Origin of the sequence: Xanthomonas sp. NCPPB 1062 (assembly GCF_041481705.2) — a bacterium.
In the GTDB taxonomy this organism is placed as follows: domain Bacteria; phylum Pseudomonadota; class Gammaproteobacteria; order Xanthomonadales; family Xanthomonadaceae; genus Xanthomonas; species Xanthomonas euvesicatoria.
This window is the reverse complement of sequence record NZ_CM192987.1, coordinates 3,480,016-3,495,309: the sequence shown is the minus strand read 5'-3', so window position 1 is coordinate 3,495,309 and position 15,294 is coordinate 3,480,016. Positions and strand designations below refer to the sequence as shown.

Annotated in this window: 11 protein-coding genes; 3 read left to right on the top strand and 8 right to left on the bottom strand. The window is 66.9% G+C overall.

The window, feature by feature from the left end; genetic code table 11:
• Positions 1-216: 216 nt before the first annotated feature.
• The 7 genes from ACCQ16_RS15155 to pqqA all read right to left on the bottom strand — a co-directional run bounded on the left by ACCQ16_RS15155 (position 217) and on the right by pqqA (position 5,934).
• Positions 217-1,731 carry a PhoPQ-activated pathogenicity-related family protein gene (locus ACCQ16_RS15155; RefSeq protein ID WP_277572571.1) on the bottom strand — a complete coding sequence of 505 codons (1,515 nt, stop codon included), beginning with the start codon at positions 1,729-1,731 and terminating at the stop codon, positions 217-219.
• A 427-nt stretch (positions 1,732-2,158) separates the two neighbouring features.
• Positions 2,159-2,671, bottom strand: coding sequence for a hypothetical protein (locus tag ACCQ16_RS15150; RefSeq protein ID WP_014090790.1), 513 nt, complete (start codon positions 2,669-2,671; stop codon positions 2,159-2,161).
• A gap of 61 nt (positions 2,672-2,732) precedes the next feature.
• Positions 2,733-3,851, bottom strand: coding sequence for a pyrroloquinoline quinone biosynthesis protein PqqE (gene pqqE / locus ACCQ16_RS15145; protein WP_372380001.1), 1,119 nt, complete (start codon positions 3,849-3,851; stop codon positions 2,733-2,735).
• Complete coding sequence (pqqD, locus tag ACCQ16_RS15140) at positions 3,848-4,126, bottom strand: pyrroloquinoline quinone biosynthesis peptide chaperone PqqD (RefSeq protein ID WP_008575224.1); 279 nt, start codon at positions 4,124-4,126, stop codon at positions 3,848-3,850. The genes pqqE and pqqD overlap by 4 nt, the downstream gene beginning before the upstream one ends.
• On the bottom strand, positions 4,123-4,875 hold the full coding sequence (gene pqqC / locus ACCQ16_RS15135) for a pyrroloquinoline-quinone synthase PqqC (protein WP_008575222.1): 753 nt from the start codon (positions 4,873-4,875) through the stop codon (positions 4,123-4,125). The genes pqqD and pqqC overlap by 4 nt, the downstream gene beginning before the upstream one ends.
• Positions 4,872-5,771, bottom strand: a complete 900-nt coding sequence (gene pqqB / locus ACCQ16_RS15130; RefSeq protein ID WP_277572572.1) for a pyrroloquinoline quinone biosynthesis protein PqqB — start codon at positions 5,769-5,771, stop codon at positions 4,872-4,874. Before pqqB ends, pqqC begins: the two co-directional genes overlap by 4 nt.
• Positions 5,772-5,853: 82 nt before the next feature.
• The gene (pqqA, locus tag ACCQ16_RS15125; RefSeq protein ID WP_002812057.1) at positions 5,854-5,934 is read right to left on the bottom strand and encodes a pyrroloquinoline quinone precursor peptide PqqA; all 81 of its coding nucleotides are present in this window, start codon (positions 5,932-5,934) and stop codon (positions 5,854-5,856) included.
• A 290-nt stretch (positions 5,935-6,224) separates the two neighbouring features.
• On the opposite strand from pqqA, the gene ACCQ16_RS15120 reads away from it, so the two are divergent.
• Together ACCQ16_RS15120 and ACCQ16_RS15115 are read left to right on the top strand one after the other, a co-directional pair.
• Positions 6,225-8,411 carry a RelA/SpoT family protein gene (locus ACCQ16_RS15120; RefSeq protein WP_014090786.1) on the top strand — a complete coding sequence of 729 codons (2,187 nt, stop codon included), beginning with the start codon at positions 6,225-6,227 and terminating at the stop codon, positions 8,409-8,411.
• A 288-nt stretch (positions 8,412-8,699) separates the two neighbouring features.
• Positions 8,700-10,142 carry a hypothetical protein gene (locus ACCQ16_RS15115; protein ID WP_277572780.1) on the top strand — a complete coding sequence of 481 codons (1,443 nt, stop codon included), beginning with the start codon at positions 8,700-8,702 and terminating at the stop codon, positions 10,140-10,142.
• A 355-nt stretch (positions 10,143-10,497) separates the two neighbouring features.
• On the opposite strand, the gene ACCQ16_RS15110 is transcribed toward ACCQ16_RS15115, so the two are convergent.
• Positions 10,498-12,600, bottom strand: coding sequence for a glycosyltransferase (locus tag ACCQ16_RS15110; protein WP_218490232.1), 2,103 nt, complete (start codon positions 12,598-12,600; stop codon positions 10,498-10,500).
• A gap of 237 nt (positions 12,601-12,837) precedes the next feature.
• Here ACCQ16_RS15110 and mrcB point away from each other — a divergent pair, with 237 nt between their 5' ends.
• Positions 12,838-15,282, top strand: coding sequence for a penicillin-binding protein 1B (gene mrcB / locus ACCQ16_RS15105; RefSeq protein WP_277572573.1), 2,445 nt, complete (start codon positions 12,838-12,840; stop codon positions 15,280-15,282).
• Positions 15,283-15,294: the final 12 nt, after the last annotated feature.

The following is a 15,294-nucleotide window of genomic DNA, read 5'->3' as shown; positions in this document are numbered from 1 at the left end:
GTCAATGGATCAGTCGGGTTGGATCGATCTTGGTGGCGTGCTCAAGTGCAAAACCGTGCCATTTGGCATTGTCTGTGCGGACTTCATTGCGCAACGTGGACAAATGCGTCCAACGTGGCGCGGTGGTTGCCGAAAAGCCGACCCGGCAACTGGCGCATGGCGCTCAATTGCCCGCGAGGTGCTTCAGCCGGCGATCGCCATCGTTCAAGAACTGCGTCAGCGCACGGCGGCAGCGGTGGGCACGCCGGGCAATGTGCTGCAGGCCGCGTTATCGGTGGGCGGTGCCTGGGTGGGGTAACGCTGCTTGCCGAGTACATAGGTCTGGCTGGTGGCAACGAATCCGTCCGCGTAAGTGGCTTCGACGAAATACGCGCTCCAGCCGTTCTCCGGAATCTGCACCGGTACCGGGACCGGGCCGCCGCCGGCAAGCGCAATGGGTGTGGCGCTGTAGCGTATGCCGCAGGCGTAGCGGAAATCGCGCGCGTGCGGATTATGTGCACTCCATAGCTGCACCTGCGTTGGCCGCTCGGAGGAGCGGAAGCGGATCTGCGGCGCTTGGCCCATACGCAACACATCGCTTACCTGCGGTAACGGGCGCTGCTGCTGCAGGCGCGTGATAAACGGCGCCAGGGTATCGACGACGGATGCGCGGATATTGTGCGCACTGTTGGGCAGGACGCGCAGCGCCTTGCTGCCGGGTAGTGCGTCATAGAAGAACTGGGTGTTGTCCGGCAAAAAGAAGTCGTCGCCGCTGGCGTTGACGATGTACTTGGGCACCGCCAGCCGCGTGCGGTACGGCGTGTGCAAATAGCTTAGCGGATCTTGCAGCTGCACCAACTGCGCGAAGGCGGGGGTCTGCAGTTGTGAGGTGATGCCCTGCTTTGCATAGGCATTGAAGGCGATCGGCCAGTTGCCGCCATAGGTGCGGGACATATGCTCCAGCACGGCCGGCATGTTGAGGATGTCGATCACCAATGGCGCCACCGCCTCCACGCGCCGGTCTGCGATGGTGGCGTGCCAGCTGGCCCATCCGCGTTTGGAGGCGCCGGCAAGGACGAAGCGATGGATTCGCAGTGGGGCCAGTTCGCGCTCGGCCAGGCTCATGGTGCGCGCAATCGCGGCCGCCATCGGCACATGCAGCGGCAGTGTCTTGCGCTGCTGCGGCGCCTTGAGAAACAGCGACCAGCTATAGGCCACGCTGTCGTCTTCGCGGCGCGGGGTGGCATCGCCCTGGTAGATCAGCGCCTGGTTGGGGATGTCGCTGAGCGCGATCACCACCGTGCGGGTGCGTTGCGCCAAGGCGGCCAGCGCTTCGGGCGCCAACTCGCTGGCCGGCTGCGCCGCACTGCCATCCGCCGGGTGACGCGTGCCATTGGTTGAGATCAACACCGCGCGCGTGGGCAAGGCCTCTGTCGGCACGTAGATCGCCACGTCATGCTGCCAGCGCGCCGGCGTGACCAGTCCCTCGGGCGACCAGTCCTGCGAGGTCAGCAGGTAATCGCGCCGCTCGACACCGGCCACGCTGCTGGTGCCAACGCGCGTATAGGTCAGCGGTTGTTGTTCGATGGCATCGTGGTAACACACCAGGGCTTGCCCGAAGCCAACGTCCGGTGCATTGGCGCAGCGCTCCGCCGGCGACGCAGCGGACGCGATGGGATCAGCGGGCGCGACGCCTGCAAAGAGTGTCAGGGACGTTAGCAGTGCAAGGCTGCAATAGGTCTTCGAGCGCATGCAGGTTCTCTAGAGGCCGTGCGTGTGGCCAGCGATTGCTGCGACCAATTGCGTGGGAAAAACGCGGTTAGCAGTGGCGTCAGCGACGGGTGGGTGGCGCGGTGTGTGCAGGAGTGTACGCGTAGTCGGAATCGGTCAGTAGGACGGCACCTATCGCTACCGCCAATGGCTGCGTGTGCGCGATGCTGAGCACGATGATTCGGCGCGCCACGTTGGCTGCGCCTGGGCATGGCGGGTGCGCACTGACGCTTGCGCTCTGTCTGCCGCACCGGCGCCGCCTTGCGCATGCGCTGCTCTACGGCGAGCGCATTGCAGCGGCTGGTTGCAATGTCGCATGCGCAACGCGCAGCGGCGGGATACGCGCGGCGCATGCCGATGCCGTGGGTGGCAACCGCTTTCGGCAGCCGCGCAAGCTCGGCGGAGGCGCTTACTTGATCCGCCGCACCTTGGCCGGGGTGTTGTAACCCTCGATCTGCAGATACCACACGCCGACCAGACCCGGCTTGATCTTGACCTTGGGTGCGTCCTTGCGCACGCCAGACAGGCTGGCGGCATCGGTCTGTTCCCACTCCTGACCGTTGGCCAGCGTGTAAACGCGGCCCTTGGCGAAGCCCTTGAATTCGCCAACCATCGTGCTCTCGATCGGCTCCTTGCTGCCGAAGTCGAAGAAGCCGCGGTTCTTGACGATCACTTCCTGGCGGCCGGCTTCCTTGGCCTGTTCGACCACCACTGCGGCCTCCTTGGCGACCTTGCCCTGCAGCCAATCGTTGAGCGCAGCCAGTTCGCTCGCATTGAGTTTGTCCAGGCCGGCGGCCTTGAACTGTTCGGCACTCATCTGCGACTGCAGGTCGCCTTGCACCGCGCGTTGCGCCAGGGCAGGGGCGGCATGCAGCGCCAAGGTCAGGCAAACCAGCAAGGGAATGCGGCGCGCGAGCGACATGGAAGCCATCCGAAGAAGAGGAGAGGCTAGTGTAGACGCTGTTGGCGCATGCCGGCGCTGCCTATTCCAGCGGGTCTGCGGTGGCTGCTGCGGGGCGTTCTGGGCGGCGATAGATGAAGGCCGGTGCCGGCGATGCCGACTCCTGCTCGGCGGTTGCGCGCACCTGCGCATGGATGGGCGAACGTTCGCAGACCGGGTCCAGCGTGGCGGCATCGCCGCTGAGCGCCAGCGCCTGGCAGCGGCAGCCACCCCAATCGATCTCGCGCTTGGGGCAGCCCTGGCACACCTCCGGCATCCATGCGGTGCCGCGAAAGCGCACGAATGACTCGCCGTTGTTCCAGATATCGGCCAGCGAACGCTCGCGCAGATTGTCAAAGCGCAGGCCGTCGATGGTTTCGGCCGCGTGGCAGGGCAGCACGTCGCCGCGCGGGGAGATATTGACGAAGCGTTGGCCCCAGCCGCCCATGCAGGGTTTGGGCTGGCGCGCGTAGTAATCGGGCGTGACGAAATCGATCGCCAGGCGGTCGCCGAGCTGGCGTCGCGCGGTTTCCACCGCGTCGATGGTGGCCAGCAGTTGCTCGCGGCTGGGCATCAGCGCAGCGCGGTTGCGCAGGCCCCAGCCGTAGTACTGGGTGTGCGCCACCTCGATGCGCTCGGCCTGCCATTCCAGCGCCAGCGCGATCATCCCGGGCACGCGTTCGGCGTTATGGCGGTGCAGTACCGCGTTGATCGTCAGCGGCAGGCCCCGGGCGCGGACCGCGGCGGCGAATTCGCGCTTTTTGGACAAGCTGTTGCGGTAGCCGGCGATGCGGTCGGCGCCGGCCGCATCCACGTCCTGCACGCTCAACTGCACATGTTCCAGCCCGGCCGCCTGCAGTTGGTCCAGCATCGGCTCGCCGCCGGCGACGCCGGAGGTGATCAGGTTGCTGTACAGCCCGAGTGCGCGCGCATGTGCGACCAGTTCGGGCAGGTCTTTGCGCAACATGGGTTCGCCCCCGGAAAAATGCGCCTGCAGCACGCCCATGTCGGCGGCCTGCTGCAGCAGCGAGCGCCAGCCTGCGGTGTCCATTTCCTCGCGCAGCGCTGCCAGCGCGATCGGGTTGGAGCAATACGGGCACGCCAACGGGCAGCGGTGGGTCAATTCCAACAACACCGACAGCGGTGGCGGCGCGATGCTCATAGCCGCAGCAAACGCTTCTGATGCAGGGTATCGGTGAGTTCGATCACGTCCGCTTCGATTTGGGCTGCGTCCGCATCGAATTCTGCAGCCAGCTCCTGCGCGATCTGCGCCAGCGAGCGCGTGCCGTCGTAGCGCTGCGCGACCACCAAGGCGATGTCGTCCAGCTCGACCACGCGTTCGGGCGCCAGCAATACCCACTGGTCGCGCGCACGGTCATGTTGCAGGCGCACGCCTGCACGCAGGGCCGGCTGGCTATGGCGGGTAATGCCGCTCATGCCGCGACCCGGCCGGCGTCGCGGTCCGGCACGAAGGCATCCGGCCAGACGATGCCTGGCGTCACGTAGGCCACATGCAATGCATCCAGCTGCGCCCACAGCACCGAGCACTTGAAATGCAATGCGGCCTTGACCAGCGCCTGTTTTTCGACCGTATCGGCATGCTGCTTGACGTAATCCAGCGCGAAATCCGAATCGCGTGGCGCCTCGGTCAGGCGATGCTCGAAATAGGCCAACGCTTCGGACGACACGAAGTCGTAATGCTTGAGCATGCCGGCCACGCGCTGGCCGATGATGTTGGGCGCGAACAATTCGGTCAGCGACGAGGCGATCGCTTCGAGCAGGCTTTTTTCGCGCACGAAGTGCAGGTACGCCTGCACCGCAAAGCGCGTGCCGGGCAGCAGCGCGCGCCCGGACTCCACCAGCGTGCGGTCCAGGCCCAGCGCGTCGGTGAGATGCAGCCAGCGTGCGATGCCGCCGTCGCTGGCGCTATTGCCGTCGTGGTCGAGGATGCGTTGCCTCCAGATCCGCCGCAGCGCGGGGTCTTCCATGCGCGCCAGAATCGCCGCGTCCTTCAGCGGAATGCAGCGCTGGTACTCGAAGCGATTCAACGCCCAGGCCTGTACCTGGCCTCGGTCGAGCTTGCCGTGGTGCAACAGCGCATGAAACGGATGCTGGTCGTGATACAGGCGCGCGCCGATGGCACGCAGGTCTGCTTCCAGTTGGTCGGGGCTGAGCAGCGCAGTCACAGGGCGATCTCCAGGCCGTCATGGGCAACTTCCCAACCGCTGGCGCGCGCGCTGGCGAACTCGGGCGAGAGGGTGTTGAGCACGGGATTGGTGGTGTTGAGATGGATGAAGATCTTGCGCGCCACGTTCAACGTCGCGAACGCGGCGATGGTGCCATCTGGGCCATCGATGCTCATGTGGCCCATGCGTTGGCCGGTCTTCTGGCTGACGCCCAGCTGCACCAACTCGTCATCGCGCCACATCGTGCCGTCGAAGAACACCAATTCGGCGCTTTGCAGGCGCGCACGCAAGGCGTCGGTCATCGCAGCGCAGCCGGGAATGTAATGCATGCGGTGGCGGCCATCGTCGATGGTGAGCCCGAGGGTTTCTTCATCGGACCCCGCCAGGTCGCCGCCGCTGCGCGATTCCATGAACAAGGGCACCTTGCCGGGCACCGAGAAGGGCGTGAGCTGTAATCCGCACAGCACCAGCGGAGTGTCCAGCGCGAACGGCTGCCGGCTCACGTACTGCGGATTGACGGCGTCGAAAATGGGGTTCTGCGCGAGCAGGCCCAACACGCGGTTGCTGGCATGCAACGAGAACCGCTGGCTTTCGCGCATCGAGAGCAGCCCGGCGATGTGGTCGATCTCGCCGCTGGTCAGCAGCACCGCCTCGATCGGCGAATGTCGCAGCCCGTGCTGCGGCCACAAGGCCGGTGTCGCAAGAATTTGTTGGCGGAAATCTGGTGAGGCATTGATCAGCACCCAGCGCTCGCCATCGGCACTGACTGCGATGCTGGCCTGGGTACGACGCTGGGCACCGTCTGTTTGCTGCCACGCCCGCAGGCTCGCGGGGGTGTGGCAATTCCACTGCGGGTGCCCACCGCCGGCCGCCGATCCCAAGACGATGATACGCATGGAGAACTGGACCTAATCTGCCGGCAACTGCCGGTCATGCATCAAGAGGAAAGGCGGCAAGGTAAGCGTGAAACGTGCAGGATCAAAACTCGCCGGAGACGTAGCAGTTGATTTCGGCGCCACAATTGACTTCACGAACGACAGGCTTCTTCCAGGTCTTCATACGGCTACCTCGCAGTTGGGAAAAACGCCGCTGGCTGCAGGATGCAACGCACGACGTGCCCCGAGCATAGGCAGGCGGTCTGGCGCAGTTGTAAAGGGCACGTAAAAAGGGGCGTAGGTTCCGATTTCCGTGCGCAGCGCCGTGCCGCTTTTCGCGCCCGGCGGTTACGAATCAAGACGTTGCGGGGTGAACCTGGCCTGAGCACGCGCGTCCTCCCGCACGGCGAGCGCCGCGGTAAAACGCGTTGTGGAGAAGGTGACGCGCACGTTACCGTAGTCGTCAGCCTCCCGTTGTTGCCCGCCGCCGTGTCCACCGCTGTGACCAGTTCCTCATTTGATCGTCTGCAGGCGCTGCTGCAGCGGCCTGCCGTGGCCTCGATCGCGCCGGCAGTGCGCGACGCGCTGGCGCAGGCCTGGCAGGACCTGCCGCCTACGCAGACCGATCGCGTGCCGTGGGCATTGCTCGGCGACACCCTGGATGCATTGGCGCTGCTGGCCGCCGACGAAGCCACCCTGATTGCGGCGTTGCTGTTCGACTTGCCTGCCTTGCGCGGCGCGATCGCGGGCCTGCCGTGGCAACCGGCGGAGCGGCGGGTGGCGGTGGAAGGCCTGTTGGACGGCCTGGATGCAGCCGATCAGGTCTGGGCGCTGCATGCCGGACGCGAGGCCGGGCGCAACAGCGAAGGGTTGCGGCGTCTGCTGCTTTCCATCATCCACGACCTGCGCGTGGTGCCGATCCTGCTGGCACGGCAGCTGGCGCGCATGCGCGTGGCCGATCGTCTGAGCGAAGATGAGCGCCGCGCGCTGGCCCAGCTCACGCGCGACATCCACGCGCCGCTGGCCAACCGGCTGGGTATCTGGCAGGTGAAGTGGGAGTTGGAGGACCTGGCATTCCGGCATCTGGAGCCGGAGACCTATCGCCGCATCGCCCGCGAAGTGGACGAAACCCGCGTGGCGCGCGAGCGCTACCTGGAAGCGGTCAAGCGCACCCTGTCGGCAGCGCTTGCCCAGCAGGGCCTGCGCGCAGAGGTGAGCGGACGGCCGAAGCACATCTACAGCATCTGGCGAAAGATGCAGAAGAAGCGGCTGTCGTTCGATCAGCTGTACGACATCCGCGCGGTGCGGGTCATGGTCGAGGACGTGGCGGCGTGCTATGCCGCGCTGGGGGCGGTGCATTCGTTGTGGGCGCCGGTGCCGAGCGAGTTCGACGATTACATCGCCCGGCCCAAGGCCAACGACTACCGCTCGTTGCATACCGCGGTGGTCGGCCCGGAAGGGCGCACGATCGAAATCCAGATCCGTACCTTCGAAATGCACGCCCAGGCCGAACTCGGCGTGGCTGCGCACTGGAAATACAAGGAAGGCGGCAAGGGCGGCGAAAAAGCGTTCGATCGCAAGATTTTGTGGATGCGCCAGCTGCTGGAGCAGGTGCAGGAGGGCGAGCATGGCGAACTGGCCGGCGCGCTGGATGCCGAGCTGATCGAAGACCGCGTGTATGCGCTCACCCCCAAGGGCGAGGTGATCGATCTGCCGCAAGGTGCCACGCCGCTGGATTTTGCGTATCACGTGCACACCATGGTCGGGCATCGCTGCCGTGGCGCACGCGTCAACGACCGCATCGTGCCGCTGACCTACCGGCTGCGCAGCGGCGACCGCGTGGAAATCATGACCGCCAAGGAAGCGGACCCGCGCCGCGATTGGCTGCTGGCCTCCAACGGCTTTCTGGCCAGCGGGCGCTCGCGCGACAAGGTACGCGCCTGGTTCCACAAGCTGGACCGCGCGCGCAATGTGCAGGCGGGCAAGGACTTGCTCGATCGCGAGCTCAAGCGCCTGGGCCTGCAGCATGCGGATCTGAGCGTGGCCGCGCGCAAATTCCACGCCGAAAACGTCGACGAGCTGTATATCCAGGTCGCCCTGGGCGATACCGGCCCGAACCAGGTCAGCCGTGCGTTGCTGGAAGCCGAACGTGCCGCGTCCCAGCCGGCGGTACCGGCGCCCCCGCGGCCGACCGCGCGGCGCGATGGATTGGGGAAATCCAAATTCACCGTCGAGGGAGTGGGCAATTTGCTGGTGCAGTTGGCGCGTTGCTGCCAGCCGGTGGCCGGCGAACCGATTGCCGGCTATCTCACCCGCGGTCGCGGCATCACCGTGCACCGCACCGACTGTGCGGCACTGGCGCGCCTGGCCGCCGCCCACCCGCAGCGCGTGTTGCCGGTGGAGTGGGGCAAGGCCGGCAGCGGCTACGAAGTGGATGTGCAGGTGCGCGCGGTGGACCGCCGCTGGCTGCTCAAGGACATCACCAACCTGATCGCCCAGGAAGACGCGCACGTGCTGGAAATCAACAGCGACAACGTGCGCGATACCGGCAGGGCGCAGCTACGGCTGCGCTTGAAGGTCAGCGATTACGACCAGCTGTCCGGCCTGCTCGGCAAGCTGGATGCGCTGCCCGGCGTGAGCGAGGTGCGGCGGCTGGGCTGAGGACGCCGCGCACCTGGCAAGAGCACGCGGTTGAAAACAGACAGCACATGAAAGAGGTGAGCTGTGCTTGCCTGACGATTCCCGATTCCCGATTCCCGATTCCCGATTCCCGATTCCCGATTCCCGAAGAGCCCACACCGCCTTCGCAGCCTCCACCGCTACCATAATGCGGTGAACGCGTCCCCGTCAGGTCGCGCCAAGGATGGACGCCACCGTATGTCTCCGCTCCCGCGCTGGGCCAGATCGCCCCGCCTCTGGGCGCCACTGCGCAGCCGTGCGCTCTGGCGCATGGTGTTGGCGCTGTGCGCCTGCTTGCTGCTCACCGTGATCGTGCTGCGCAAGCCGCTGGCCGATTGGCTGTGGCCGGACACGCGCATCCAGCAATTGTTGCAGCGGGGCGATGCGGCCCTGGCACGCGGCCAGCTCAGCGCCGCCAACGGCAACGGTGCGCGCGAACTGTTCGCCGCCGCGCTTGCACTGGACAGCGACCGTGGGGAAGCCCGTACCGGGCTGGCGCGGACCGGCGCTGCTGCGGTAGCGCAGGCGCGTGCAGCGGTTGCGGCAGGCGATGCCGCAGCAGCGCAGCGCGCGCTGGCGCTGGCCACCGCCCTGGAGACGCCGCAGGCGCAGATCGCCCCGGTTGCGGCGCGGCTGCGCGCGCTGCAGGCGCGTCGGGTGGGGCTGGATGCCTTGCTGGCGCAGGCCGCGCTCGCGCAGCAGCAGGGTCGCCTGGACGGCACGCCGGAGAGTGCGTTGCCGCTCTATCAACGCATCCTGACCCTGGCGCCCGACCGCACCGACGCACTGGAAGGCCGCGAGGACGCCCTGACCGATCTGTTGGCGCAGGCACGCCAGGCACTGGCGCGCGATGCGCTCGGCGAGGCGTCGGCGTTGCTGGCCGCGGCCAAGCGTTACGACCCCGGGCATGTCGACATGCCGCTGACCGAAGGCCAGTACCACCGCCTGCTGGAACAGCGACGTCAGCGCGCGCAGGCCTTGCTGCGACGTGGCCGCCTGGCCCCGGCTGCGCGCGATTTCAACGCGGTGCTGGCCGCCGAACCGGACGATGCAATCGCCCAGCGCGGCCGCGATCAGGTCGCGGACGAGTACGCCGCACAGGCCAGCCGGCAGGCGGCGGATTTCCACTTCGACGATGCGCTGCAATCCCTGCGTCAGGCACAGCTCCTGGTGCCTGGCGCCGCATCGATCGTGCAGGCCGAGCAAGCGATTGCGCGCGCGCGCGACGCCCAGCGCGGCCCGGACGCGAGCCTGTCGCGGGGCACGCGCGAGCGCCGCCTGCGGGCATTGCTGCAGCGCGTTGCCGATGCCGAAGCGCAGCAACGCTGGATGACACCGCCTGGCGCCAGCGCCTATGACGCCGTGCGTGCCGCGCAGGCGCTGGCGCCACGCGATCCGCGTGTGCTGCAGGCCGCGGCGCGCGTGGTACCGGCCAGCCAACGTTGTTTCGAGGACGAACTGCGCAACAACCGCCTGCGCGCCGCGCGCGGGTGCCTGGATGCCTGGCAGGCGCTGACGCCCAATGCCGATGCATTGGCCGGTGCGCGACGCCGCCTTGCACAGCGCTGGGTGGCGGTCGGGAGCGAACGGCTGGGCCAGGAGGACGCAGCCTTCGCCCGCCGTGCGCAGGACGAGGCGCATCAGCTGGATCCGGGTTTGCCGGAACTTGCCGAATTCACGCGACGGGTCAAGGCGGTGGCCGAACAGCGGTGAGCAGTTGCTGGTGATGTGGGTAACGTGGAAGCCCGCCGAGCGTGTGTCGTCCCAAGGTCTCAGGCCCGTGTTGCATCAGGTACAGGCACAGTCCCACGCTCCAAGCCCCCCTATTTGCATCAGATGCAATGCGTGCTGCAGACGCAGGTGAACCAAGCTGTGCAGCCTTTCAACCGGTACGCGATCAAGCTGCGATGCACACTCCCTTCTCCACCGGGAGAAGATGCCGCGAGGGGCAGATGAGGGTGCGAGCGCAGCAGCGTGATGCGGCGCGAGCGGATCAATCGCCCATCATTGCGTGTACTGCGGCGTTTGGTGATGCAAACGATTCAGACGCCAATGCCTAGCCACCTGCTCACCCCGCAATGAACAACTCGCGCACCGTCGCCCGTGCTGCGTCCAGCGAAAAATGTTCGGCCACGTTGCGCAAGCCGTTGTCGGCCAGGCGTTGCCACAGTGCTGCGTCCTGATACAGCCGCACGATTGCAGCGGCGAAGGCGTCCGCATCGTCGGCGACGCACACATCCTCGCCGTCGCGCAAGTGCATGCCTTCCACCGCGCAGGTGGTGCCGACCACCGGCTGGCCGTGCGCCATGCTCAGATTGATCTTGCCTTTCACGCCCGCGCCAAAACGCAGCGGTGCCACTGCGATACGCGCACTGTCCATGAACGGAACCAGATCCGGGACATGACCATGCAACTGCACGCCGGGGCACTCATCGGCCAGCAATTTCAGGGCGTCAGGCAGGTCGGCACCGATGCAGTGGAAGAGCACCTCGGGCAGCTGCGCACGGACCTGCGGAAAGATGGCGCTGATGAACCATTGCACCGCATCCACATTCGGCGGATGACGAAAGCCGCCGACGAAGACCAGGTCGCGGCGTTGCGCAAAGCGATGGCCGCTGCCGGCGACTTCATGCAGGTTGGACAGCAGCGCGGTGCGGATGTGCGGCGCATCTGCGCGCAGTTGCGCCTGTTCTGCGGCCGACACCAGCACGGTGACATCGGTGGCCGCCATGATCTCCAGCTCGCGCAGGCGGGTGCGTTCTGCGCTGCGCAGCAGATTGGCATCGCGGGCCAGCTCGGCACCGCGGCGTTCGCGCAGGTAATGCAGGTCGACGGTGTCGAACAAGGTGCGCGCCTGAGGCGCGTATTGCCTGAGCAATGGCAGGCAGGCATGCGCCACGTGGTGGCGTACCAGCAGCACCACCGCAAACCGCGCACCATGGCTGCGCAGCCAGCTGCCGATGCCTTCGAGAAACGGCGCGTACCAGACTTCGACACCGAGTTGCTGCAATGCCTGGGTGTGGCGCCCGGCGTGTTCGCGGCGTGTCGGCACGAAGACGACATGCGCGCCTTCCTCGCGCAGCAGGCGGATCAGGTTGAACTGCCGCAGCGAGCCTGAGTCGCGGTCCGGCTGCGGCACGCACTCGTCCAGGATCAAGACCTGTCGCTGGTGGCGGTGCAGCAGCGCAGGCCCGGGCACGGTGCCGACCGGCAACTGCGTTTTCAGCGGCTGCTGCCATTTTTCGGCGAAGACGCCCTGATTGCGCACCTGGTAGGCCTTCACCCCGGTACGCGTATCGGTGCCGTTGCTGGTGCCCTCGTCATGCACCACCACGCTGGCCGGCTGCACCAGCACCTGATATCCGGCCGCGCGGACGGCAAACGCCAGATCGGTGTCTTCGTAATACGCCGGCATGTAGCGCCGGTCCAGCCCGCCCAGTGTCTGCAACAGCGCGCGCGGCAGCGCGATGGCCGCGCCCGAGCAGTAGTCCATCGCGCGGACATATGCATAGCGCGGGTCCTCGGACGATTCGAAGCGGCCGTAGCTCCAGGCGCTGCCATCGGCGAAGACCACGCCGCCGGATTCCTGCAGGCGCCCGTCCGGATACACCAGTTGCGCGCCGACCAGACCGGCGGCCGGATACCGGGCAAAGGTGTCGATCAACTGGTCCAGCCAGCCAGGTTGCGGAATGGTGTCGTTGTTGAGCAGCACCACGAACTCGCCGCGCGCCAGCGCGATGCCGTCGTTGCAGGCCGCGATGAAACCGCCGTTGCTCGCACGCACGTGGTAGTGCAGGCCGGCGATCTGCGGCAACTGTTCAGCGGTGGCGTCGCTGCTGCCGTCGTCCACGACGATGATGTCCACACTCAGCAGCGGCGGATGCGCCGCCAGCGCGCGCAGGCAGGCCAGGGTGTGCGCAATGTGGTTGTAGACCGGAATCACCACCGTCACCCGCGGGGTCGCGCTGTGCGGCAGTGCGAACGCCGCAAATGGGGCGGCCTGCGGCAGCCACAGCGGCGTGCCCAGGGCGACCGGAGGCGCCTGTGTGTGTACGCGAATGCGCTGCCAGGTGGCGCGCCAGCCGCGCGTGCGCATGCTGGCCACGCTGCGGTGGATCAGGCCGAGGACGCGATTGAACAGATAGCGCGCATCGGCCAAAGACATCGACATTGCGTTGGAACTCCAGCGTGGTATGGCAGTGAACGGTGCGAGCAGCGCGCGGGTCGAGGCAATCGTTGCATCTGCCCGCGCAGTGTACGAACCATGCCTGCTGCTGCCGAGAACACGTCGCGCTTGGCGAAGCGGCGTCGGGCGTTTTGTTAGCCGCTCTTAACGGCCGACGGGGCCGGCAGGTCACAGCCATGACAGCGCTGCTAGACTCGCCGGACTCTACATTCTCGCATTCCTGTGCCCCGACGCCACGACAACGACGCTCCCGACGATTTCGAGGACGACACCAACGCGCAAGGCTCCCGCTGGCAACGCAGACTCATCGTCTGGGGATTTGCCGCGTTCGCGCTGGCGCTCGGTTTCCTGATTCCCTATACGATGTATCTGAACAAGCAGGTCACCCAGCGCTTTGGCGAACTGCGTTGGCAGATCCCGACCCGCGTATACGGCCGACCGCTGGTGCTCGTGCCGGGCAACGCACTGGATGCGGCCACCCTGAAGACCGAGCTGGACGCGGCGTCGTACCGCGACGACGGTCAGGCGAAGCTGGCCGGCACCTACCAGCAGGACGGCAGCCGCTTCACCATCGCCAGCCGCGGCTACATCGATGTGGATGGACGCGTGCCGGCGCGCCGGGTCGAAGTCAGCCTGGCCGGTGGGCGCGTGGCCAGCCTGCGCGACGCCGGCGACCGCAAGGCGCTCAAAAGCGCACGCCTGGACCCGGCGCGCATCGCCACCCTGTACGGCCAGAAGCAGGAAGAGCGCCGCCTGGTGCGCATGGAAGAAGTGCCCGAGCTGCTGGTCACCGGCCTGCAGGCAGTGGAAGACCGCGACTTCAACAACCACCACGGCATCGACCTGAGCGGCATGGTGCGCGCGGCCTGGATCATGGCGCGCTCCGGCGGCCAGGTCCGCCAGGGCGCCAGCACCCTGACCCAGCAGCTGGCCCGCAGCGGCCTGCTCGGCATCGGCAAGGAACAGACGCTCACGCGCAAGTTCAACGAGATCCTGTATGCGGTGATCATGGAGGCGCGCTACGACAAGCGCACCATCCTGGAGGCCTATCTCAACCAGGTCTATCTGGGCCAGCGCGGCGGCCAGGCGATCCACGGCGTGTCCTCGGGCGCAGAGCTGTGGTTCGGCCGCGACCTCAATTCAATGACCACCGAGCAGATCGCATTGTTGATCGGGCTGGTCAAGGGGCCCTCGTACTACGACCCGCGGCGTAACCCGGAACGCGCGCTGGACCGGCGCAATTTCGTGCTCGGCAAGCTGCACGAAAACAACCTGATCAACGACGCCGAATACAAGCGCGCACTGGCTGCGCCGTTGGGCGTGCCGACCGAGCCCGGCCTGGTCGCCGCCAACCGCTTCCCGGCGTACGTGGACCTGGTGCGACGCCAGCTGGCGCACGACTATCCGGAAGGCGTGCTGCAGGGCGCCGGCATGAGCGTGCTCACAGGCATGTCGCCGTCTGCGCAGGCGTATGCCGAAGGTGCAGTGACCGGCACCATCAAGCGGCTGGACAACAAGAAGCGACCGCCGCTGCAGGCAGGATTGGTGCTCACCGACGTGCACAACGGCGATGTGCTGGCCGTGGTCGGCAGCCGCGATGTGGCCAAGCCGGGTTTCAATCGTGCGGTGGAAGCGCAGCGGCAGGTGGGCTCGTTGCTCAAGCCGTTCGTCTACATGCTGGCCTTGGCCTCGCCGGACCGCTGGGCGCTGTCCAGTTGGGTCGACGACTCGCCGGTGACCGTGCAGCTCAGCCGCGGCAAGACTTGGTCGCCGGGCAATTCCGACAATCGCAGCCACGGCACGGTGCGCCTGGTCGATGCGCTGGCGCATTCCTACAACCAGGCCACGGTGCGGGTGGGCATGCAGGTCGGCGCGGACCGCATCGCGCAGCTGATCCAGGTCTTGGCCGGTATCAAGGCCGAGCCCAATCCGGCGCTGATCCTGGGTACCACCGACCAGAGCCCGTATGGCATGGCGCAGCTGTACCAATTCCTGGCAGCCGGCGGCGAGATCCAGCCACTGCATGCGGTGCGCGGCGTGCTCGACCCGCAGGGCAAGCTGCTCAAGCGCTACGACAAGACCCCGGCCCCGGCCCAGGAAGGCGATTCGGTGGCCGCCAACCTCATCAGCATCGGCCTGCAGCAGGTGGTCAGCGGCGGCACCGCGCGCCAGTTGCTGAGCGATGGCCTGGGGCGCCTGTCGTCGGCCGGCAAGACCGGCACCTCCAACGACGGTCGCGACAGCTGGTATGCCGGCTACACCGGCGACCATCTGGCGGTGATCTGGATGGGCAACGACCAGAACGCAGAGACCGGCCTGTATGGCGCCACCGGTGCGATGCGGGTGTGGTCGAGCATCTTCGCCCGCCTGCCGAGTGCGCCATTGAAGGTCAGTGGGAAAGGCCTGGATTGGCAGTGGGTGGACGCCAGCGGCACCGGCGTGACGGACCCGGGCTGCCCGGGCGCGCGCCAGTTTCCGTTCGTGGTCGGCTTCACGCCGGCCTACGCGCCGTGCGCGGGCAATGCGCCGTCGATCGAAGCTGCGCCCGGCGAAGCGGCCGCTCCTGCCGAACAATCCAGCGGCGGCGGCTGGCGCCGCTTCTTTGGCCTGGAAAAGAAGCCCGAAGACCCTGCCGCCGCCCCCGCAGCGGCCCAACCCACGCGTTGATTGGAATGACCC